The sequence below is a fragment of the Acinetobacter sp. NIPH 284 genome, from assembly GCF_000369425.1.
Lineage (GTDB): Bacteria > Pseudomonadota > Gammaproteobacteria > Pseudomonadales > Moraxellaceae > Acinetobacter.
In genome coordinates this window covers 338134-359857 of record NZ_KB850010.1, presented here as the reverse complement: position 1 = coordinate 359857, position 21724 = coordinate 338134, and the positions used below count along the sequence as shown (strand labels likewise).

The window sequence follows — 21724 nt, the reverse complement described above, 5'->3', positions numbered from 1 at the left end:
GGGCAAGAAAAATTGCCCATTTTCTTATTCAAATTTTGTATTAAATTGCTGATAATCTGCATCAGTATTTTATAGGGTAAAAGTCTGTGATTCGATTGATGCAAGAGAGCGATGTAGAGAGTGTTGTTGCAATTGAGCGCTTAGTACAAACACATCCTTGGTCGAAGCAACAATTTCAAGAGTCTTTAGCTTCCTATCAGTGCACGGTCTATGAGCAGTCGAATCAGGTTGTTGGGTTCTGTATTTTACAGCCTGTTCTAGATGAGGCCAATTTATTACTGATGGCGATTCATCCAAGCCAACAGGGCAAAGGTCTTGGATATGAGTTGTTAGATTATTCAATTCAACTTTTAAAAAATAATCCGATTCAAATTTTTTTAGAAGTACGTGAAAGCAATCTTGCTGCAATTCGTTTGTATGAAAAAACGGATTTTCATCAAACAGACTTACGAAAAAATTATTATCCAAATTTAGATGGTACAAAAGAGCATGCTGTGATTATGGTCAAAACATGCACTGATGATTTTGCTGCTTTATTTAATAATTAAGTTATCCCACTCCGATGGTAGTGTCGTCATTAATGAATTTCCAAGTTGATGAATCTCTTTTTCTGAGAGTGGGCGGTTAAGGCGACGCCATTGTCCATCTAATAATAATTCCAGTGGCGTATATTGTGATTTATAGTTCATTTTAGCTGAGTGAGGCACCCAATAACCTAAATATAGATAATCTAAATTTAAAGTGCTGACATATTCAATTTGTTTAAGAATCGCAAAAACACCAAGTGAACGACGTTGTTCTTGAGGATCAAAAAAAGTATATACAGCAGAGAGACCATCATCCAGTAAGTCACAAGTAGAAACGGCAATAAGTTTCTGATCATCCCAAAGTTCGATGAAAAAACTTTCTGTACAACTGTGAACGAGGAATTTTTCAAACTGATCTAATGTTGCTGGATACATATCACCATCTGCATGACGCTCGTTAATATAACGCTCATACAAATCATAATGCTGTTGAGTGGCTTGCGAAGTTGGCAAAATACTCATTTTTAAATCTTGATTACGTTTCCATGCCTTCTTCTGGCTACTATTCATTTTAAATTCTTGAATTGGAACGCGACAAGATAAACATTGGCGACATAAATGGCATTCTGGTCGATAGACAAAATCGCCACTACGTCGAAAACCGACACGCGAAAGTTCAGACAATGTCACCACATCAATACGGTGAATTGGATCTAAAAATACCATTCGAGCTGATTTGTTATCGAGATAACTGCAGTCGTGTGGCGGTGTTATATAGTACTGTAAGTCATTTAAAAGGGACTTGGGTTGGTATGATTTCATTAATCTCCCTCCAAGGTGTTAATCCATTAACCGTCTAATTTTGCAAAAACTGCTATTGTTTTACTTGAAAATACACGTTCTTGATAACTTTTCCAATTGATAGAGGGGGCAATAATTACATCTTGTAACGATTTTAGATATGTCTGGCGAGAAATTGTACTGGCTCCCAGACTCAGGAGATGATCGTTAACCAGTTGGCAGTCGATCCACGGCAACTGATTTTCCTGTCCAATCAGCATCAGGGTGTAGAAAGCCATCTTGGACACATCAGTTTCGGTGCTAAACATCGATTCACCAAAACAGCCTTTACCTATCGTTACGCCATATAGTCCACCAACTAATTTTTCTTGTTGCCAGACCTCGATGCTGTAGGCATAACCCGCCTTAAATAGAGAACAATAGCCTTCGATTATATCTTCACTAATCCATGTTTCATTTGTGTAGCTACGGGGGAGTGAACATGAGCGTATTACATCTTCAAAAGCATGATTCACTGTAATCCGATAATCATGTTTTTTCATATTTCGAATTAATGATTTACTGGGTTTATATGCATGTGGCTCAATAATGCAGCGTGGTTCAGGACTCCACCAACAAATTGGTTCATCTTCGTTAAACCAAGGGAAGAGACCATGTGTATAGGCTTCAAATAAAGTCGATGGAGATAGGTCAGCACCAATGCAGATGAAACCATGACCCTCGGGATCAGCTTCCACAGGATTTGGAAAAATATATTGGGATAGGGGTAGTGGTTGCATAACAAATGAGTTTAGTCAGGATAATTTTAAACTAACTGAACTGGAGAGCGTTGACAATCCATTGGACTGTCAACGTTAGATGAGGAGGTGTAATTAATTCAGGTTGTCGAGATATTTTTCTGCATCCAGTGCAGCCATACAGCCTGAACCTGCCGAAGTAATGGCTTGGCGATAAACGCTATCCGCCACGTCACCTGCGGCAAATACACCCTCAATAGAAGCTGCAGTTGCATTACCCGAAGTACCACTTTGAACCTGAATATAACCATCACGTAGGTTTAATTGACCATCAAACATTCCTGTATTCGGTTTATGACCAATAGCAACAAATAAACCTTGGACAGCGATATCTTGAGTATTGGCGTCTTGTGTGGATTTGATGCGTACAGCCGTTACTCCAGTGTTGTCACCAAGTACCTCATCTACTTGATGATTCCAAATAATACTGATCTTACCTTCTTTCTCTTTTGCAAAGAGATGATCTTGTAAGATCTTTTCAGAACGCAAGCTATCGCGGCGATGAACCAAAGTAACGTGAGCAGCGATATTCGATAAATAAAGCGCTTCCTCAACAGCCGTATTACCACCGCCTACAACCATCACATTTTGGTTTTTATAGAAGAAACCATCACAAGTCGCACAAGCACTTACACCTTGACCCATAAATGCAGCTTCAGATTCAAGACCTAAATATTGTGCTGTTGCGCCTGTAGCAATAATCAGCGCATCACACGTGTATTCTTCCATATCGCCTTTTAACACAAATGGGCGAGTTTTAAGGTCTACTTCGTTGATGTGATCATAGACAATTTCTGTACCGAAACGTTCTGCATGAGCTTGCATACGCTCCATTAACACAGGACCAGTTAATCCTTCAGGGTCACCAGGCCAGTTATCAACTTCAGTGGTCGTTGTTAATTGACCACCTAATTGCAAGCCTGCAATCAGTGTCGGTTTAAGGTTGGCACGCGCTGCATAAACTGCCGCGCTATAACCTGCAGGACCAGAACCCAAAATAATTAACCGTGAGTGACGAGCGCTCATTAAAGAACATCCTTTTTATATTGAAACTTTTAAAATTATACGTGAATCCACAGGGGAGTGGGTTGGATAATATTGATATACTTAATCGAATTGAGCTATATCATGGAGAGCATTTACTGATATTTCATCAATGTTTGCAACAACAATGGATGTTAACAACAACAGTAAACAATCGTGCATCTTTTTTGTAAGAACGAGTGCATAATATAAAACTTATTGATCAAGGTCAGTTAGACCTTAATCGATACCTACAAATAACAAATTGGGTTACAGGACTGTATATGGCTGCGGTGTCAAGTGTTTATGCACAACGCTTTTTAATGACATTATTTTTGATTTCTTTTGGCATTTATCTATTTCTTGCCACAGTAACCTACACACCTTTTGATCCAGGTTGGATGCATATTTCCAGTGATACACAACAGGTCTCAAATGCAAGTGGTGTTGCAGGTGCTTGGATTGCAGACTTGTTATTCGGTTTTTTAGGATGGGCAAGTTTGTTCATTCCTTTATTTCTATTTATCGAAGCAATTCAAGTATGGTGGCCTAGAAGTTTTTTAAATCGCCCATTCCGTTATGCAGCACAGTTCTTCTTGATTCTGTCCATTTCTAGTTTGTTGTATCTACATTGGAATGTTCCAGCAGATACTTTAGAAAATGCAGCAGGTGGTATTATTGGTTATGAGTTGGGTCAGAGCCTTTCTCAGCTTTTAACCATTTATGGTGCAACATTTTTTTTATTTGCTTTCAGTATTTTATTATTCACTTTAGCTTTTGGTATTCAATGGAATAAAACTTGGGCAACATTAAAAAATACGCCAGCATATTTACAAGATTTGTTCTATAAAAATATACCTCAACACGAATCTGCTTATGATTTGACTGAACAATTAGCCTCAACAGAAACACCAACTATAAAGCAAAAAGCTCCACCCCAAGCGGCGGATTCAAATATTGTAGAGGCGAATGATACAGCCCAAAGTACACAGCACAGCATTGCAGCTAAAACAGCATCGACAGACAATGCACATCATCAATTATTAGCCGAAAAACTATTTGCTGATGTTGTTGCCAAAGAGCAGCAAAGTGTTCAATCACAAGAAGTATTATCAACAGAAGACTTTGAGCAAACTTTAAAACAAGCACATCAACTTGCAGCCGATAGTCAGCGTTTAATTCAAACAGGTGAAGTATGGCGTGCATTACAACATGATGATGCGAGCCATAAACAAGAAATTGATGCACTTTTGCGAGCGGCAGATGATGCTATAAATCCTTCATCTCAATATGTACACGCAGCAACGGAAGTTTCTTCTGTAGAGCAACGTCCTCATCAGAGTCCAGTCGATTGGAATGATGACCAAATATTCGATGAATTATTGGCTGCTGTTCCTAATAGTAAAACGGCTACGGATGTACATAAGCCATTTATTCAAGAAACGCGATCAACGGCAAAAAATGAAAGTGATGAAATTGGCTTTGATATTGAGTTAGATTCAATAGACGTTCAATCTGTACCGCAAGCAACGGTAGTTCAGTCGCATCATACGATCAAAAACATGATCGCTGACGATAAGCAAAGTATTTTGGATGAAGGCTTTGATGAATTTGAAGATTTGTTCATTGAAGACAAACAACAGCAATCTGTATTGCAAACTCCGAGCTATGCGCAGTCTTCGGCTTTTGTAAAAGCACCTATTGAGATTGAAACACCTAAAGAGAGTTTATCAAAAGAAGCATTTATTGAAGCATGGCAAGAAACTGCGGGTAAAGTTGAAGAAAATTTTGATATCGAAGATGATTTTGATTTAGACGCGCCGTTAACAGACTCATTTGGTCGCCCAATGTCTCGTGCGATGCAAGTGGCTCAAAAACGTCGTGATTTACCAACTTTGCCAGGTTTAGAATTATTGGACGAAGTAGATCCGAATAAAAAGGTGAACTTTACAGCTGAACAATTAGCTCGTTTGTCTGAACTGCTAGAAATTAAATTGCAAGAGTTTAACGTCAAAGCTCAAGTGGTGGAGGCTCAACCTGGGCCTGTCGTGACACGTTTTGAACTAGATCTTGCACCAGGTGTAAAAGCATCTAAAGTGACCAATATTTCGCGTGACTTAGCACGTTCAATGTCAATGGCATCTGTTCGTGTGGTTGAGGTGATTGCTGGAAAACCTTATATCGGCATTGAAGTCCCAAATAGCAGCCGTGAAATGGTTCGACTGATTGAGTTGTTAAAGACACCTGCATTTGAAGACCCAGCGGGTTTACTTTCGATGGCGATGGGTAAAGACATTTCAGGTAATCCTGTGATTACTGATTTGGGCAAAGCGCCACATATGTTAGTTGCGGGAACAACTGGTTCAGGTAAGTCAGTAGCTGTTAACTCAATGATTTTATCAATGTTGTTAAAATACACGCCTGATCAATTGCGTTTAATTCTAATTGACCCAAAACAGCTTGAATTAGCTAACTACAATGATATTCCACATTTATTAACACCTGTTGTTACTGATATGAAAGATGCTGTAAGCGCATTGAATTGGTGTGTAAATGAAATGGAGCGTCGTTATAAGCTAATGTCTTTTCTAAAAATTCGTAAATTGGCTGACTATAACCGCAAAGTGGAAGAAGCGATTGCCAATGGTGACGATTTGATTGATCCAACTTGGAAAGCCAGTGATTCAGTTGTAGGGGAGCGTGCACCACGATTAGCTCCTTTACCATCGATTGTGATTGTTGCAGATGAATTCGCTGACATGATTATGCAAGTTGGTAAAAAAGCTGAGGAGATGATTACTCGGCTTGCACAGAAATCTCGTGCGGCAGGTATTCATTTACTACTTGCAACACAACGTCCATCAGTTGACGTCATCACAGGCTTGATTAAAGCGAATATCCCAACACGTGTTGCATTACGTGTAAATAGTAAAATTGACTCTCGAACAATCCTTGATGCAGGCGGGGCAGAAGATCTATTAGGGCACGGTGACATGCTATTCTTAGGGCCAGGTAAAATCGAACCTGAGCGTGTGCATGGTGCGTTTATTAGTGATGATGAGGTGAACCGCATCTGTGACGCTTGGCGTGAACGTGGTGAGCCTGATTATGTTGATGAAATCTTAACCCCATTTGATGAAGAACCGACCTCACGTGGTTTTGAAGATGGTGATGGTGATCCTAATCGTGATGCACTTTATGATCAGTGTGTTTCTTTTGTACTTGAAACGCGCAAGGCTTCAACATCATCATTACAACGTAAATTTAGTTTGGGGTATAACCGAGCTGCACGAATTATTGATCAAATGGAAGAGAACGGGATCGTAAGTTCAATGGGGGCTAACGGCAAACGTGATATTCTCGTTTAATAAGAATATTCAACTAATAAAGCCCCTCTTTAGGGGCTTTATTGTTATAGGTTTATCAATTTTATATAGTAATAATCACGTTTTTTATTTAAGCTTATTGTTTGAAAATACAAGCTAAAGGGTGAGCCATGTTTGTTGCATTATGTACACTCATTTTTATTCATTTTTGTGCGCTTATCACTCCAGGACCTGATTTCTTCTTAGTCTCTCAAACTGCTGTCAGCCGTTCTCGTAAGGATGCGGTATTGGTTGCATTTGGTATTTGCTTGGGGGCAATGGTCTGGTCACTTTTAGCATTGATGGGACTGAATATTATTTTTGAAAAGATGGCTTGGCTAAAACAAGGCCTTTTAGTCGCTGGTGGTTTATATTTATGTTGGTTGGGATACCAAATGCTTCGTTCAGCTTTTTCAAAAGGTGAGCAAAGTATCAAACAGATAGTATTACCTCAGTCGCCTTATTTGTTTTTTATGAAAGGTTTACTCACTAACTTATCGAATCCTAAAGCAGTGATTTATTTTGGCAGTGTATTTTCATTATTCTTAGCCAATCCTTTATTTGATCAGCATCACTCTTTGCTTTTTATTATTATTGCGATAGAGACCTTGCTGTGGTTCTTAGTGGTAGCGTTTGTATTCTCATTGCCTACATTCAGAACAGCATATCAAAATTTTGCAAAATGGATTGATGGTATTTCTGGTGGTATTTTTACCTTACTGGGCGTTTATTTGATTGGTAGTCGATAAAATAAAGAGATAAAAAAGCCTGCTTTAAGCAGGCTTTTTTATCTTAAGCAAATTTTGCTAATACTTCTAAGAAGCCGTCTTTTTGACGTGGAAATTGAGCGATCACGTCATGAATACGCTGTCCTTCAGGATTAGTCGCATTTAAATCACGACCATCAGCTAAAAATTTGGTGATCAAGCGCTCATAGTCGAAGGGACGCATATGTTTGAAAGCATGATAGAGCACATGGAAGTCAGCATTAACATCTGCTGGTGGAAGTTGGTTGAGGTAGGCAAAAACACGCTCATCTGACCATTCTTCATTGAAAGTTGCTGGCTGTGATAATGCCATGACAATCTCCTCAGTCTTAAAATAATAAAGGCAAAATACGGGACTGAATAATTAACAAAGCATGGCCTTGTTCAGTCGCAATGTATTTTGCCTTTATTTGCGAAAAATCGCTAATGAAAAAACTTCTATCGATCTTCAGGTAAATTGATATTCATTTCTAACATTTCGATATTTGCTTCTGAACGAACTTGCATTTGAATGTGCTGTTCATCTACACCACGAACGTAACGACTGACCACTTGCATGATTTCTTTTTTCATTTGGTCAATTTTGTCTTGGCTTAAGCGACGACCTAAACCTTGTTCAGATGCAACAATAACTTTTAAGCGATCTTTGGCAGTTTGTGCACTTGATGGTTTTTCATCACTGCTAAAAAGTTTACTCCAGAATCCAGCCATAATTACGCTCCAAATAGTCTAGCTAACCAACCTTTTGGCTGTACTGCAATGTGTCGATAAGGACGATCTTCGCCTAGGAAACGAGCGACTAAATCATCATAGGCTTGCCCAGCTTTAGTTCCATCATAAAGAATTACGGGCTTACCTTCGTTCGATGCTTGAAGTACGCTTGGACACTCAGGAATAACACCCAAAGTCGGAACACGTAAAATATCTTTTGAAATATCATCAATCGTTAACATTTCTTGTTTGTCAGCACGTTCAGGGTTGAAACGTGTGATACAGAGATGTTTACGGATACGGCCTTCGTTGTGTTCAACTTTTTTAGTTTTACTATCAAGCATACCAATAATACGATCAGAGTCACGTACTGATGAAATTTCTGGGTTTGTCACAATGATTGCTTCATCAGCATGATACATTGCCAAGATCGCGCCACGCTCAATACCCGCAGGTGAGTCACAGATGATGTAATCAAACTCTTGAGATAGTTCATCAATGACACGTGCAACACCTTCATCGCTCAAAGCGTCTTTATCACGTGTTTGAGATGCTGGAAGGATGTATAGGTTTTCGATTTCTTTATCACGAATCAGGGCTTGTTGTAAGCGAGCTTCATTATTGATGACATTGACAAAGTCATAAACGACACGGCGTTCACAGCCCATGATCAAATCGAGATTACGTAAACCTACATCGAAATCAATCACAACAGTTTTATGACCACGTAGGGCTAAACCTGTTGCAAAAGATGCGCTTGTTGTAGTTTTACCTACACCACCTTTGCCTGACGTTACGACAACAATTTTGGCCACCGAATCCACTCCTATTTATGGTCATACGGCCCTAAAAGGGCTTTTTGGGTGTTTAACAAGTTAAATTAAAACTGTAAGGCTTCAAATTCAAGCTCTTGCTTGTTATTTAAATAAATATGTACGGGTTTTTTGATCATATCTTTAGGAATATCATCTGCGACACAATATGTCCCTGCGATCGAGATTAACTCTGCTTCTAGTGAATGACAAAAAATTCGAGCTGAAGTGTGCCCACCTGCGCCTGCAATGACTCTACCACGAGCATTGCCATAAATGTGAATATTTCCAGACGCAATGACTTCAGAGCCACTATTCATACCCGCATTCAAGATAATATCACCTTGCTCCTGTACCAAACATTGTCCAGTACGCAAAATCTCATCATGATACGAGGTGATATGCGTAGTCGGTGTTTGTTTTTGTGGTGTTTGTATTTCTGGAGTTTCAGTATTTTTTTCAGGTGCTTGAGCAACGACTTGCTCTTTTGATGCTTTGATACGCTGTAAAGGTTGATCAGCAGGCAGTACAGGAAATTGAATCGCCCGAGCTTCATCACCTAAAATTCCATCAATTACCGCCATTGGCTGTAACCCAAGATCAATCAGCAATTGAATTAAGGCAATCAGTTCTTGTTCAACGGTACTGTCAATAATGACTAATGTTCCAAGATAAGAACCTTCATTGAGGGTGCTTGTAAGTTGCTGGCGGATCGCATTATGGTCATTTGTGTCGAATGTTAATCGACTAAAATTCACCATTCTGCCCGTAATCCGTATATCAGCCATAATTTATCCTTAAGGGCTTTTTTAAGCACTCTATTGTGTTAAAGCATGTTGTAAATAAAAGCAAATGCTAGAACAAATTACAGGAATTCTCTAGCTAGATTGGTAAATTTTCTTGTAATCATTCTGCTTTTTTATCCAATTGATCATATTCACGTAAAGTTTGCTGCCATTGTTTGACTTTGACTTGTTTTCGTATGGCTGCAAGACTTTCAAATACCACTGATTCGACCAATTCTTCTAAGTATTTATTATCAATATTCAATTCACTGACTTTTTCTGCAATAAATAAATAATTCTGATTGGGTTGATTTACAGATCCGTTAGTAAACGGCTCAATTAAACCTGCACTGATATTTTCACCCAAACGTTGCCCTATACTTTGAATTTGCTGTTCAATTCGCCCACCTACGATTGGGATTAGACGTAATAATTGAGTTAGCTCAGGCGTATCTTCAATGGCTTGATTAACAATAATCCCTACTTTTTGCGTAATGATCGGTTGTTGTGCTTGTAACGTTTTTGCTAAAGATTCTTGCAATACAGAAGAAAGGGCAATGGTAAATAATTGACGATGATGATCCACTAACTCATGAATAATATCTTTATGACTTGAACTGGTTTCTAGCTCCTGTCGGACGCCATCTATAACTGTAATCACCACACGATCTGACAATTCTTCCATAACGACACTGTAATAAAAAAGTGCCTTAATTCGAATATTATCTGGAACGACTTTATAACCTAGTTCATGTAAACGATAGGCAATGATACCTGCGCGGAATAAACGTAGAAAACGTAAATGGGGAATAATCGCTAAGATTTCATACCAATGAATAAATGGAAAAAACCACCAACGAGCATGGTGTTTATTCACAATCGCAATTGCCCATCGTACGGCAAGTTCAGTGATTAAAAAAATAATAAACCATGCTTCGGTGATAATCACCCAAGGGTGCAGATAGCTACGATAGAATTCAAGTACACCGGCTAAATGGATCGAATTAAAAAACCATTCGCCAATATTACTCATTAAAAAAAAGTTCATGCCTAAGCAGAACAAATTAAAAACAATAATAAACACCATGAAAATGTCATAAACCAGAAACAGTTTAAAAAACTTACTGTTTGGATTTACAAGGTTATATTTAGAGTTTTGTTTTAAGTCCTGCTGAGTCATGTGGTGAGTCAATTCCTAATCAGACTATTGATAATATTTAGATTTCATTTGTGAAATCAGTTGGTCTTTCTCTGTCCAAATTTGGTCGACCCATTGCTGGAAGCGTTCGCGGTAGATTGGATCATCTTCATAATTTCCACCCAGTACCCAATCTGGAATTTCTATTTTACGTAAATCCACAGCAATACGTGAAACATTGCCTAGCCAGAAATCACCATAATCAGGTGCACCATCAGGATAGACAATGGTCATATCAACCAAAGCATCAATCTTATCGCCTAAGATGTTTAAAGCCAATGCCAAGCCACCTGCTTTTGGCTTAAGTAAGTTTTGGTAGGGTGATTGCTGTTTTGCTTGTTTTTCTGCGGTAAAGCGAGTGCCTTCAAGATAATTGAGTAGTGTAAAAGGCTGACTTAAGAGCTGTTCACAGGCTTTACGTGCTTCTAACATATCGCGATGTTTCAGTTCTGGGTTTTTAGCCACTTGTTCCTTTGAGTGACGTTTCATCATTGGGAAACCCAAGATCTTAAAGGCTTGCCCAACAAAAGGAATAAAGATGAGTTCCCACTTGGTAAAGAAGCGGGTGAGTGGCATACGTGTGAGACCAAAATATTGATTTACTGTGGTGTCAACCCAACTTTGATGATTACAAATCATTATATAACGACCTTGTAAATTCAGATCGAGCTTTTCATCAATACTAATTTCCCATTTAAGATTTGGTAAGAGTTTTTCAATCAGTTGATTATTTACGCCAATCCAACTATTCGCCAACTGAATATTGGTTTCATCTACCTTTTTTGATTTTTTAAATAATTTTGTAAAACCAAGAGCAAGAACAGGAGGACCATGTAAAAAAGTACTTCCTGTGATTACAGAACCAACAGTAAGTCCTTTAGTTACCCTTTCTAATAACGATACTTTTTTATTTGTGGTAGACATAAATCAAACCTTGGGTGCTAATTTTCGATAAAACAATGCTTTTAACTATAAACAACAGATATTTAAATACAACTGTATATTTTTAAATATTCACAATTTTCATATATTCCAGTACTTATAGATACAAAATCTGGGAAATTAAAATTTTTACCATAGAAGACTTAGATGATTACTTAATTTTTAATAATGTGACTTATTTCTCATAAGTGTATTTTTTATGCAAAATAATAAACAGTGGAGAGAATGTGAGTATAAGATCAAGAAAAGTGCATCAAAATATTACAAAAATATAAATAAACTGTTTGTTATTAACAAAATATCAATGGTCTGGCTTGATTTTCTCATTCATTATTTGTTCAGACAACAAAATACATAGACAGGAGCTACGCAATGCGTGCATTAGTAATTTCAACATTGGTAGGGGCTGGATTGGTACTTTCTGGTTGCCAAACAATGAGCGGACAAGGTAATGATATCGGCGGTGTTTCATACGACAAAGCTGCTTTAGGTACATTAATTGGTGCGGCGGCTGGTTACGGTGTTTCTAAAGGTATTAACAACGGTAGCAGCAGCCAAAACAACCGTGCAATTGCAATCGGTGCGATTCTTGGTGGTGCAAGTGGTTTATATCTCGATAACAAAGAGAAAAAATTACGTGAGCAAATGGCAGGTACAGGTGTTGATGTAGGTCGTAATCCAGATGGTTCTGTTCAATTGATCATGCCGGGTAGCATCACGTTTGATACCAATAAATCAAACATCAAACCAAACTTCTACGGTACTTTAAACAAAGTGGCGCAAACTTTAGCTGAAGATAACAAGAGCGCAATCTTAGTTACTGGCTACACAGACAATACTGGTAATGATTCAATCAATATCCCATTGTCTCAAGCACGTGCTCAATCAGTTAAAAACTATTTAGCAAGCCAAGGTGTTTCAAGCAGCCGTATTGATGCACAAGGTTTAGGTTCTTCTAATCCTATCGCTTCAAATGCAACTGCTGCTGGTAAAGAACAAAACCGCCGTGTAGAAATTAGCATTTATGCAAAACAGTAATTATTACTGATTTAAAAAAACCACCTTCGGGTGGTTTTTTATTATGTCGAACAGCTTGCGACAAGCTGTGGCGTGTCATTTGTATAAGGCATCATAATTTATACATATCCCAAGATTTACTATTGGGATTCTAAAACAGAGATGTCTATAATCATGCTCGAAAACTTGAGAGGTATTACGAGATGTCATCTGCCAGTCAACTCAATGACAAGCAACTTGAAGCGATGAAATATGTTCAAGGGCCATTGTTGGTGCTCGCAGGTGCGGGTTCAGGTAAAACCTCAGTGATTACACGAAAAGTTGCTTTCTTAGTACAGCAATGTGGTATTCCAGCACATCGTATTACTGCCATGACCTTTACCAATAAAGCCGCACGTGAGATGAAGGAGCGTGTCGCTAAGTTATTGTCACGTGAAGAAGCAAAAGGACTCTCAGTTTCGACTTTCCATACTTTTGGCTTAAATTTATTGCGTTTAGAATTAAAAAACTTACCTCTTAAAGCCAATTTTTCGATTTTAGATGCAGACGACTGCAAACGAATTCTGATGGACTTAATGCAGCGCGATAATCTGTCGGGCGCAGAAAGTAAAGAACTCATCGCCAAAGCAATGAAGAAAATTTCTGATTGGAAAAATGACTTAGTTTTACCAGAGCAAGCCCATTCAATGTGTGAAACAGTTGATGATGTACAGTTAGCACATTTATATCAACTCTATGAGCGTAATCTGCGCGCTTATAATGCCGTTGATTTTGATGATTTGATTGTGATGCCAACACGTTTGCTGCAAGAGAATGCTGAAGTCAGAGACAAATGGCAAAATCGGGTTCGCTATTTACTGGTAGATGAATATCAGGATACCAATACTGCACAATATACCCTTGTAAAACTTCTTGTTGGTGTGATGGGGCAATTCACTGCCGTAGGTGATGATGATCAATCTATTTATGCATGGCGTGGTGCAAAGCCTGAGAATATGGCTTTATTAAAAGAAGATTTCCATAATTTAAAAGTCATTAAACTTGAGCAAAATTACCGGTCAACCAGTCGTATTTTAAAAGCGGCTAATGCCGTAATTGAAAACAATCCACATATTTTTGATAAAAAATTGTGGAGTGATAAAGGACATGGTGAAAATATCCGTGTGATCACGTGTTTAAATGACGATGATGAAGCGGAACGTGTTGTTAAAGATCTCATCACGCATAAATTGATGAATGGTAAAAATTGGAAAGACTATGCGATTTTATATCGTGGTAATTTCCAAGCACGCGTATTAGAAACGCAGCTCCGTCAAATGCAAATCCCTTATAAATTATCAGGTGGGCAATCATTCTTTGCTCGTGCTGAGATTAAAGATGTGATGAGCTATTTACGTCTCATTATTAATCCTGAAGATGATAGTGCTTTCTTACGAATTATTAATACACCGAAGCGTGCAATTGGGCCTGTCACCTTAGAGAAACTGGGACTATTTGCACAAGAAAATACCTTATCGTTATTAACAGCTTCTTCAGATCAACGATTGTCGATGGTATTGCCTAAGAAAGCTGCCACTCAATTACATGAGTTTGCTGACTTTATAGCAACATTTACCCGTGAATTGTTAGACGATGATGAGCCTGTACCTAAAGTTCGTCAAATGATTAACGAAGCAGGCTACATCGATTACGTGCGTGAGCAAGCAGTAACACCTGCTCAAGAAAAAACCAAAATCGATAATATTGAGAGCCTCTATACCAGTATCCAAAATCTGATTAATCGTACTGATGATGTCGATGAAAAGAATATTGAAAGTGTGATTCGTAAACTGGTATTGCTCGATATGTTAGAGCAGCAGCAAGAAGAAGAGGACACGGATAAAGTGAACTTATTGACGCTACATGCTGCAAAAGGATTGGAATTTCCTTATGTGTATATGATTGGCTTGGAAGAAGAGCTATTACCACATAAAAACTCGATTGCTTCAGAAACCATCGAAGAAGAACGCCGTTTAATGTATGTGGGCATTACCCGTGCTCGACAAGGGCTTACCTTGACACTTGCTGAGCAGCGTAAAAACGGTGGTCAAATGCGTCAAATGACCCCAAGCCGTTTCTTAGACGAATTACCACAAGATGATCTAGAGTGGCATGGTCGTAAAAAGAAACTCGCACCGAATGTTGATCCGAAAGAGCAAGCTCAGCAATATCTCGCAAATTTAAAAGCATTATTGAAACGTTAAGAAATAGTAAGTAGGAAGTTGTAATGAAAGTTCAAGTTAAAGTATTAGATGCTCGTTTAGGTCAAGAATGGGCGTTGCCTTCTTATGCCACAACGGGTTCAGCAGGTTTAGATTTACGTGCCTGTTTAGATACTGCAATTGATATTGCGGCTGGTGAAACGGTCTTAGTCAAAACAGGTTTAGCAATCTATATCGAAGATCCAAACTTTGCAGGTTTAATTTTACCGCGTTCAGGTCTTGGTCATAAACATGGTATTGTATTAGGAAACTTGGTCGGTTTGATTGATTCCGATTATCAAGGTGAATTGATGATTTCTGTTTGGAATCGTGGGCAAAATACATTCCGATTAGAACCAGGCGAACGTTTGGCTCAATACGTTTTAGTTCCTGTGGTACAAGCTGAATTTGAACAAGTGCAAGAATTTGTTGCGACTGAACGTGGTGCAGGTGGTTTTGGACATACAGGTCAACACTAATACTGCTTTCATTATCAATTTAAATGCAATGCTTTGCTTAAAAGCATTGCATTTTTGATATTGATTGTTCTTTGGATTTGTATTAAAAAGCAGCTGACAAATTATTTTAATTTTTTTGAACAAGGGTTAACTAATTTCTTAATAGTTCTGTTTTTTTTGAATCAGCTAATGATTATAAAAATAGGGGTTCACTGTGAATACAAAATATACATTTCCTCTGAGTATTTTTCGTGCTTATGATATTCGCGGAAAATTAAATCATTTAACACCTCATGTAATTCATTCAATTGGCTATGCTTTAGCACAACAATATAAAAATGCAGGACAATATCAAGTCGTTATTGGGTATGACGCACGTCTAACGAGTCCGACTTATGCCAATATTATTCAACAGATTTTTCAAACACAGGGTTTAACAGTCACCAACATTGGATGTTGCTCATCGCCCATGATGTACTATATCGCGCGTGATTTTGGTGGGAACGGAATTATGGTAACTGCAAGCCATAATCCTAAATCTGATAATGGAATTAAATGGATTTTACAAGGAGAACCACCTAGCCCTGAGATTATTCAACAGGTCGGTTTAGCAGCTCAATTTGCGTTAGAAACAATTGAAAAGAATAGTGATCTACAAGAATTATCGCATCATATTATTCCTGAATTTTGTTTAAAATATCAACAATCCTTATTGAGTGATATTCAGCTAAAACGCCCTTTAAAAGTTGCATTAGATGGTTTACATGGTGCAGCAGGTCGTTGTGCAAAGTTGGTTTTAGAAAAGTTAGGTTGTCAGGTTATCGCTTTACGTTGTGAAGCCAATGGGAATTTTCCTGATCATGCACCTGATCCCTCACATGCAAAACATTTAAAACAGTTGCAAGCGGCTATTCTTTCGGAAAAAGCAGATATTGGTATTGCCTTGGATGGTGATGGTGATCGAGTCGTTATTGTGGATGAGCTTGCCCATATTATTAGTCCAGACCGCTTATTGTCTTTATTCGCACAAATTTGTTTAAAACAGCATCCTCAAAAAGAAATCGTATTTGATGTGAAATGTTCACAAATGGTGGCTGAGACGGTACAAAAACTTCATGGCCAAGCCAAAATGATTCGTACAGGAAGTAGTTTCTTGCGCGCATATTTATCTCAATCAAAAGGCAATGCCGTATTTGGGGGAGAGTATGCGGGTCATTATGTATTTAATGATGGCCGTGGTTTTGGTTATGACGATGGTCTATATGCGGCGTTAAGAGTCATGGAATACCTGACTCAATCAGACGAAGCAAACCTTTCTGCATTATTAGCAATTTACCCTGAACGTTATTGTATTGAAGATACCTATATCAGTACCCATGATATAAACCCTAAACAAGTTTTAAATGATATTGAAATTCAAAGTCATCGTTTAGGCGCTCGTTTAAGTAAAATAGATGGTGTAAGACTTGATTTTGATGATGGTTTTGGCATTATTCGAGCATCTAATACGGGTGAGTATTTCACAGTTCGTTTTGATGCAGATAATCCAAGCCGATTAAGTGAAATCCGCCAAGAATTTGTTTCTATGATGCAAGAGCAATATCCGCAAATTGCACAAGAACTCGCACAAGCTTAATAAGGAGACACGCATGCCACATGAGCATATCGGCATTGATAAAGCAAAAATTTTGATTGAAGCTTTGCCGTATATTCAACGTTTTGCAGGTAAAACGTTGGTTGTAAAATATGGTGGCAATGCAATGACTGATCCAGAGCTTGAAAGCTCATTTGCACGTGACATTGTGCTATTAAAAACAGTGGGCTTAAATCCAATTGTTGTACATGGTGGTGGTCCGCAAGTTGACTCTTTATTAAAACGTTTAGGACAAGAGTCTGATCGTATTGATGGGATGCGTGTCACTGACCAAGCCACGATGGAAGTGGTAGAAATGGTGTTGGGTGGTAGTGTCAATAAATCGATTGTTAATCTGATTAACCAACATGGTGGTCGTGCAATTGGTTTAACAGGTAAAGATGGTAATTTACTTCGTGCCCGTAAATTGCTTATGGAAAAACAAGAAGCTGATGGCTCAATTTCTCAAATTGATTTGGGTATGGTCGGTGAAGTGACAGGCGTTAAAACCGATGTGTTGGAAATGTTTACCCAAGGTGATTTTATTCCTGTGATCGCACCATTAGGTGTGGATGAAGAAGGGAATACTTATAATATCAATGCTGATCTTGTCGCTGGAAAAGTTGCAGAAGCATTAGGTGCTGAAAAACTTATTCTATTAACCAATATCACAGGCGTATTAGATGAAAATAAAAACTTATTAACTGGATTAAGTACGCAAGAAGTAGATCGTTTAATTGAAACAGGCGTTATCTACGGTGGCATGATTCCTAAAGTGGGTTGTGCGCTGGATGCAGTGAAAGGTGGGGTCGTGAGTGCACATATTGTAGATGGTCGAGTACCCCATGCAACATTATTAGAGATTTTTACTGACCACGGGGTTGGAACGCTGATTACCAATCGTGCGAAGCACTAAAGATTAAAAAAGACCTCATGAAGGTCTTTTTTTTCGTCATGATCTGTTCACGTTATAGTCATTTCAATGTCATTTAATCGATTTAAGGTAACTCTAGACATAAGGAGCTTTCATTATGCTAGAAAAATTAAATCATTATCGTCAGACATTAACTTCACCTTTACGCCAAAAACCATCACAAAATCAATTTCGTTTTGGGTGGGTGGACAATCTAAAAGAATTACAAGAAGTACAACGTTTTAGAGCAAATCAATTCTCTCATCAATTTGGTATCTCTTTTGAAGATGGTCTCGATCAAGATCTCTATGACTTTGGTTGTGAGCATGCTGTATTACGTGAGAAATGGACTGGTGAAATTGTTGCCTATACACGCCTTAAATTATTTCAGGGGCATGAGATTGGGCAAAGCTATAGCGCTAAAGAGTTTGATGTTGTTCCTAACCTTTCGCATTTGCCAAGTATTCTAGAAATAGGTCGTACCTGCGTACATCCACAATTCCGTTCTGGAAAAGCCTTATCAATGCTCTGGTTAAATTTGGTGCCAAAGGTGTTGTGGTCAATGCGTGCTAAGTACCTTATGGGATGTGTCAGTATTCATCTTGAAGATAATTTAGCGCGTGCCTATTACACTCATCGTCAGATTCAGCAATTGGGTGATCACCAAATTATTGATATTCGTTCAAAACGTGCATTCGAACCTGAGAGACCAGAATATAGCTTCCCACAAGATGAACGGATGCCAAAATTATTTGATACATATCTAGGTATGCAATCTAAGCTCTCTAAACAAGCATTTTATGATGAAGATTTCAAATGTTTAGATTATTTTGTTTTCTTAGAAATTAACAAAATTGCCACTTCTTTTGTCATGAATAAAATGGTGCAGCGATAGTTATATCATTGTTAGTCTAATACTGAGCACATATTGAGATTTACAAGATATCTAAACTTCATGCACAATAGGCTTAGATGTTAGATAGTTAGAAGATATGTGCCAGCTATTAGGAATGAATTGCGCTACACCAACAGATATTACTTTTTCCTTTCGTGGATTTTCTCAACGAGCTGGCGTTACGTCTGATCATTGTGATGGCTTTGGTATCGCATTTTTTGAAGACAAAGCATGTCGGTTATTTGTTGATAATCAATCTGCAGTTGAATCACCAATTGCAGATTTAGTTCGTAATTATCCTATTAAATCTCGTAATGTGATTGCACATATCCGAAAAGCAACACAAGGCAAAATTACGCTAGAAAACTCACATCCATTTCTACGTGAGTTATGGGGGCGGCATTGGATTTTTGCGCATAACGGTGATCTACACGATTTTAATCCTCAGCTTAGTGGTCGCTTTGAACCGGTCGGTAATACAGACAGTGAACGTGCTTTTTGTTATTTATTAGATCAAATGGTTGAAGCGTTTGGATATACAGAACCGTGTATAGAGAAAGTTTTTTCTCTGTTAGAACGGATTTCACCTGAAATTGCTGAACATGGCACCTTTAATTTTTGCCTATCCAATGGGCAAGCATTATTTAGTTATGCGACAACTAAACTGCATTGGTTAGTAAGAGAATATCCATTTCAACCTGCGCATTTAATTGATTTAGACGTCAAAGTAGATTTTAGCGAGGTAACGACACCTGAAGATCGTGTTGCTGGGCGAATTCAAACATGAGGTGCGACAGTTTGAAAAGTCTTATGATAATCAACAAGCTGAGCAAATTTCTCTAATGGTGTAAGCCAATCTAACGCTTTTCTAGGACGAGTATTCAGTGACATGGCAACTTGATTTAAATAATGCTGATCTGCCTGATTTAAATCAATCCCTTTAGGTAAATATTGCCTAATTAAACCATTCATATTTTCGCATGTGCCTTTTTGCCAGGGTGAATGTGGGTCACAGAAATATACATCTATGCCTAAATCTTCTTCAAGTATTTTATGTTCTGCCATCTCGCGTCCACGGTCATAGGTCAACGTTTTACGCAGTTCTGCAGGTAAATATTTCAGAGCTTCAGTTAAAGCCTTGCGCACTGATTCTGCCTTTGCATCAGGTAATGTTGCCAAGATACAGAGCCGTGTATTTCGTTCAATAAGTGTTGCTATCGAACTTTTATTGTCTTTACCTTTAATTAAATCAGCTTCCCAATGACCCGGTATTTTTCTTTCTTGAACTTCGGCTGGGCGCTCATGAATAGTTTTAATATCCTGTAATATAGAATCTTTTTTAGGTTCACCGTTAGCTTTTCGCTTTTTATTTTCATGACGCAGACAGGATAATAAGTCTTTTTTCAACTCACCCTTTGGTAATGCTCGTATAGTTGAGTAAATCGTTGTATGGCTTACATTCATTGTTTGATCCAAATCAGGAAATGTCTTTAAACGCTTCGATATTTGCTGAGGAGACCATAAACAACGGATCGCTTCAACAATAAATCTCCAGAGAATTGAGTCGATTTTGAGTTTTCTGTGACCACGTCTACGTCTAGCGAAGGTGTTATCAGAAGCATATCGAGCTTGATAAACGTCATTGATGCTATTTCTTTTAAGTTCACGATAGATCGTACTAGGATGTCTTTTAATAAGTTCAGCAAATTTTCTGGGTGAAAAGCCTTCTTTTCTTGACTCAAGCATTAATGCAGTACGATCTTCAAAGTTAAGATGATGGTATGACAATTTTATATACTCCATAAACCCTTTAAATTAATTAGGTGGTTTATGTCGCACTTCAAGTTTTACTCTGCCCTGTTATCACGACTGAACCGCTCACACATAATGAATCATGGACTGCATATCAGCCAGGCGAAATGATTTTATTTCAGCATGGGAAACCTATTAAATATGCACTCACACGTGTTGAACGTTTAATTCGAGAAGCAGACAATCCACTGTTAAAACGAATCACCAAAGCAGATCAATATTAATTAGGTATAATCAAAATTAATACATGATATATACCTTTTTTATAATATAAATTCCTTAACTTTTTATATTTAAATTCCATTTTGAGTTTGGTTTTAAAATTGGTTAAAAAATACTTGAGTATTTTGATTGGGTAAAATATTTAAATAAATATAAAACAATAAGTTAATTTATTTTATTGAAAATATTTAAAATCTGACAAAAATACTGTGTTTTTATTTAATTACTTAGTCGATATTATGTCCTTATTCAATAAAGCACATTGGTTTTAGGAATCGATATGGGCATGAAATGGTCTACCGAATATAATACAGGAATAGAGGTAATCGATGATCAGCATCGACGTATTCTGGATTATATTAATGAAATCGCTGATTTAAAATATTCCCATGATCGTGTAAAAATGAAAAGTGTATTAGATAATATTATTGACTATACACAATCACATTTTACCTTTGAAGAAAGTTTACAAGAAGAAGCAAACTATAAGTATCGTGTACCTCACAAGCGTGTGCATGACTTATTTATTAAAAAAATAGAAGCTTATCGCGAGCGCTTTGAACTGGGTCATGAAATTGATAAAGAATTGCATGAAGCTCTCTCTAAATGGTTAATTAATCATATTCGCCATGATGATGCAGATTATGTTGGTGCAGTAAGAGAAAATATGATTGGCATTATTAAAGAAAATGAAAAGAAAAAAGGCAAGAATTGGTTTTCACGGTTCTTTGCTTAACAATAAAATAATAACAATAAGACCTCTTATAGTAGAAAAATAATAAGGTGAAGATGAGTAAAAAATAAGA

At 37.8% G+C, this 21724-nt stretch carries 20 protein-coding genes and 2 pseudogenes; 12 read left to right on the top strand and 10 right to left on the bottom strand.

Annotation, left to right across the window (positions count from 1 at the left end; all coding sequences use genetic code 11):
- Window positions 1-86: 86 nt before the first annotated feature.
- Window positions 87-548, top strand: coding sequence for a ribosomal protein S18-alanine N-acetyltransferase (gene rimI / locus F908_RS04795; protein ID WP_005158290.1), 462 nt, complete (start codon window positions 87-89; stop codon window positions 546-548).
- Here rimI and F908_RS04790 read toward each other — a convergent pair.
- The 3 genes from F908_RS04790 to trxB form a co-directional block, all read right to left on the bottom strand.
- Window positions 534-1349 carry an arginyltransferase gene (locus F908_RS04790; protein ID WP_005158286.1) on the bottom strand — a complete coding sequence of 272 codons (816 nt, stop codon included), beginning with the start codon at window positions 1347-1349 and terminating at the stop codon, window positions 534-536. The genes rimI and F908_RS04790 overlap by 15 nt on opposite strands.
- Window positions 1350-1375: 26 nt before the next feature.
- On the bottom strand, window positions 1376-2107 hold the full coding sequence (gene aat, locus F908_RS04785; protein WP_005158283.1) for a leucyl/phenylalanyl-tRNA--protein transferase: 732 nt from the start codon (window positions 2105-2107) through the stop codon (window positions 1376-1378).
- 93 nt (window positions 2108-2200) lie between these two features.
- Window positions 2201-3151, bottom strand: coding sequence for a thioredoxin-disulfide reductase (gene trxB, locus F908_RS04780; RefSeq protein WP_005158280.1), 951 nt, complete (start codon window positions 3149-3151; stop codon window positions 2201-2203).
- 281 nt (window positions 3152-3432) lie between these two features.
- On the opposite strand from trxB, the gene F908_RS04775 reads away from it, so the two are divergent.
- Together F908_RS04775 and rhtC are read left to right on the top strand one after the other, a co-directional pair.
- Entirely contained in the window at window positions 3433-6516 is a 3084-nt protein-coding gene (locus tag F908_RS04775) for a DNA translocase FtsK (protein WP_005158277.1), read from the top strand.
- Window positions 6517-6644: 128 nt separating this feature from the next.
- Window positions 6645-7262 (top strand): threonine export protein RhtC, encoded by a 618-nt coding sequence (gene rhtC / locus F908_RS04770; RefSeq protein ID WP_004663452.1) that lies wholly within the window; start codon window positions 6645-6647, stop codon window positions 7260-7262.
- A 43-nt stretch (window positions 7263-7305) separates the two neighbouring features.
- Here rhtC and F908_RS04765 read toward each other — a convergent pair whose 3' ends face one another.
- The 6 genes from F908_RS04765 to F908_RS04740 form a co-directional block, all read right to left on the bottom strand.
- Entirely contained in the window at window positions 7306-7593 is a 288-nt protein-coding gene (locus tag F908_RS04765; RefSeq protein ID WP_005158274.1) for a PA4642 family protein, read from the bottom strand.
- A 125-nt stretch (window positions 7594-7718) separates the two neighbouring features.
- Complete coding sequence (gene minE / locus F908_RS04760) at window positions 7719-7991, bottom strand: cell division topological specificity factor MinE (RefSeq protein ID WP_004663449.1); 273 nt, start codon at window positions 7989-7991, stop codon at window positions 7719-7721.
- 2 nt (window positions 7992-7993) lie between these two features.
- Window positions 7994-8806 carry a septum site-determining protein MinD gene (minD, locus tag F908_RS04755; RefSeq protein WP_005158270.1) on the bottom strand — a complete coding sequence of 271 codons (813 nt, stop codon included), beginning with the start codon at window positions 8804-8806 and terminating at the stop codon, window positions 7994-7996.
- 65 nt (window positions 8807-8871) lie between these two features.
- Window positions 8872-9591, bottom strand: a complete 720-nt coding sequence (gene minC, locus F908_RS04750; RefSeq protein ID WP_005158267.1) for a septum site-determining protein MinC — start codon at window positions 9589-9591, stop codon at window positions 8872-8874.
- Window positions 9592-9709: 118 nt separating this feature from the next.
- Window positions 9710-10768: a hypothetical protein gene (locus F908_RS04745; RefSeq protein ID WP_005158264.1), complete on the bottom strand. Its 1059-nt coding sequence runs from the start codon at window positions 10766-10768 to the stop codon at window positions 9710-9712.
- 24 nt (window positions 10769-10792) lie between these two features.
- Window positions 10793-11710 carry an acyltransferase gene (locus F908_RS04740; RefSeq protein ID WP_005158260.1) on the bottom strand — a complete coding sequence of 306 codons (918 nt, stop codon included), beginning with the start codon at window positions 11708-11710 and terminating at the stop codon, window positions 10793-10795.
- Window positions 11711-12100: 390 nt separating this feature from the next.
- Between F908_RS04740 and F908_RS04735 the strand changes: the two genes are divergently transcribed.
- The 7 genes and pseudogenes from F908_RS04735 to F908_RS04705 all read left to right on the top strand — a co-directional run.
- Complete coding sequence (locus F908_RS04735; protein ID WP_005158256.1) at window positions 12101-12766, top strand: YiaD family glycine zipper/OmpA-like lipoprotein; 666 nt, start codon at window positions 12101-12103, stop codon at window positions 12764-12766.
- Window positions 12767-12948: 182 nt separating this feature from the next.
- Complete coding sequence (gene rep / locus F908_RS04730) at window positions 12949-14988, top strand: DNA helicase Rep (protein WP_005158248.1); 2040 nt, start codon at window positions 12949-12951, stop codon at window positions 14986-14988.
- Between the two features lie 23 nt (window positions 14989-15011).
- The gene (gene dut, locus F908_RS04725) at window positions 15012-15464 is read left to right on the top strand and encodes a dUTP diphosphatase (protein ID WP_005158245.1); all 453 of its coding nucleotides are present in this window, start codon (window positions 15012-15014) and stop codon (window positions 15462-15464) included.
- Window positions 15465-15657: 193 nt separating this feature from the next.
- Window positions 15658-17079: a phosphomannomutase/phosphoglucomutase gene (locus F908_RS04720; protein WP_005158243.1), complete on the top strand. Its 1422-nt coding sequence runs from the start codon at window positions 15658-15660 to the stop codon at window positions 17077-17079.
- 13 nt (window positions 17080-17092) lie between these two features.
- A complete protein-coding gene (gene argB / locus F908_RS04715) occupies window positions 17093-17992 on the top strand; it encodes an acetylglutamate kinase (RefSeq protein ID WP_004663435.1) in 900 nt (299 codons plus the stop codon).
- Window positions 17993-18107: 115 nt separating this feature from the next.
- A complete protein-coding gene (locus F908_RS04710; protein ID WP_005158241.1) occupies window positions 18108-18884 on the top strand; it encodes a GNAT family N-acetyltransferase in 777 nt (258 codons plus the stop codon).
- Between the two features lie 97 nt (window positions 18885-18981).
- Window positions 18982-19653 (top strand): annotated as a pseudogene (locus tag F908_RS04705) (class II glutamine amidotransferase); the annotation flags it as partial.
- Between the two features lie 8 nt (window positions 19654-19661).
- Here the strand turns inward: F908_RS04705 and F908_RS04700 are convergent.
- A complete protein-coding gene (locus F908_RS04700; RefSeq protein ID WP_265596596.1) occupies window positions 19662-20630 on the bottom strand; it encodes an IS30 family transposase in 969 nt (322 codons plus the stop codon).
- Window positions 20631-20743: 113 nt separating this feature from the next.
- Between F908_RS04700 and F908_RS04695 the strand changes: the two are divergent.
- Window positions 20744-20920, top strand: a pseudogene (locus F908_RS04695) (class II glutamine amidotransferase); the annotation flags it as partial.
- 278 nt (window positions 20921-21198) lie between these two features.
- The gene (locus tag F908_RS04690; protein ID WP_004663432.1) at window positions 21199-21654 is read left to right on the top strand and encodes a bacteriohemerythrin; all 456 of its coding nucleotides are present in this window, start codon (window positions 21199-21201) and stop codon (window positions 21652-21654) included.
- Window positions 21655-21724 lie beyond the last annotated feature (70 nt).

What these genes read in the sequence shown, in the direction of transcription:
- F908_RS04790 (WP_005158286.1), bottom strand. Translation starts at nt 1,349, where the DNA reads ATGAAATCATACCAACCCAAGTCCCTTTTAAATGACTTACAGTACTAT.
- aat (WP_005158283.1), bottom strand. Translation starts at nt 2,107, where the DNA reads ATGCAACCACTACCCCTATCCCAATATATTTTTCCAAATCCTGTGGAA.
- trxB (WP_005158280.1), bottom strand. Translation starts at nt 3,151, where the DNA reads ATGAGCGCTCGTCACTCACGGTTAATTATTTTGGGTTCTGGTCCTGCA.
- F908_RS04775 (WP_005158277.1), top strand. Translation starts at nt 3,433, where the DNA reads ATGGCTGCGGTGTCAAGTGTTTATGCACAACGCTTTTTAATGACATTA.
- rhtC (WP_004663452.1), top strand. Translation starts at nt 6,645, where the DNA reads ATGTTTGTTGCATTATGTACACTCATTTTTATTCATTTTTGTGCGCTT.
- F908_RS04765 (WP_005158274.1), bottom strand. Translation starts at nt 7,593, where the DNA reads ATGGCATTATCACAGCCAGCAACTTTCAATGAAGAATGGTCAGATGAG.
- minE (WP_004663449.1), bottom strand. Translation starts at nt 7,991, where the DNA reads ATGGCTGGATTCTGGAGTAAACTTTTTAGCAGTGATGAAAAACCATCA.
- minC (WP_005158267.1), bottom strand. Translation starts at nt 9,591, where the DNA reads ATGGCTGATATACGGATTACGGGCAGAATGGTGAATTTTAGTCGATTA.
- F908_RS04745 (WP_005158264.1), bottom strand. Translation starts at nt 10,768, where the DNA reads ATGACTCAGCAGGACTTAAAACAAAACTCTAAATATAACCTTGTAAAT.
- F908_RS04740 (WP_005158260.1), bottom strand. Translation starts at nt 11,710, where the DNA reads ATGTCTACCACAAATAAAAAAGTATCGTTATTAGAAAGGGTAACTAAA.
- F908_RS04735 (WP_005158256.1), top strand. Translation starts at nt 12,101, where the DNA reads ATGCGTGCATTAGTAATTTCAACATTGGTAGGGGCTGGATTGGTACTT.
- rep (WP_005158248.1), top strand. Translation starts at nt 12,949, where the DNA reads ATGTCATCTGCCAGTCAACTCAATGACAAGCAACTTGAAGCGATGAAA.
- dut (WP_005158245.1), top strand. Translation starts at nt 15,012, where the DNA reads ATGAAAGTTCAAGTTAAAGTATTAGATGCTCGTTTAGGTCAAGAATGG.
- argB (WP_004663435.1), top strand. Translation starts at nt 17,093, where the DNA reads ATGCCACATGAGCATATCGGCATTGATAAAGCAAAAATTTTGATTGAA.
- F908_RS04710 (WP_005158241.1), top strand. Translation starts at nt 18,108, where the DNA reads ATGCTAGAAAAATTAAATCATTATCGTCAGACATTAACTTCACCTTTA.
- F908_RS04700 (WP_265596596.1), bottom strand. Translation starts at nt 20,630, where the DNA reads ATGCTTGAGTCAAGAAAAGAAGGCTTTTCACCCAGAAAATTTGCTGAA.
- F908_RS04690 (WP_004663432.1), top strand. Translation starts at nt 21,199, where the DNA reads ATGGGCATGAAATGGTCTACCGAATATAATACAGGAATAGAGGTAATC.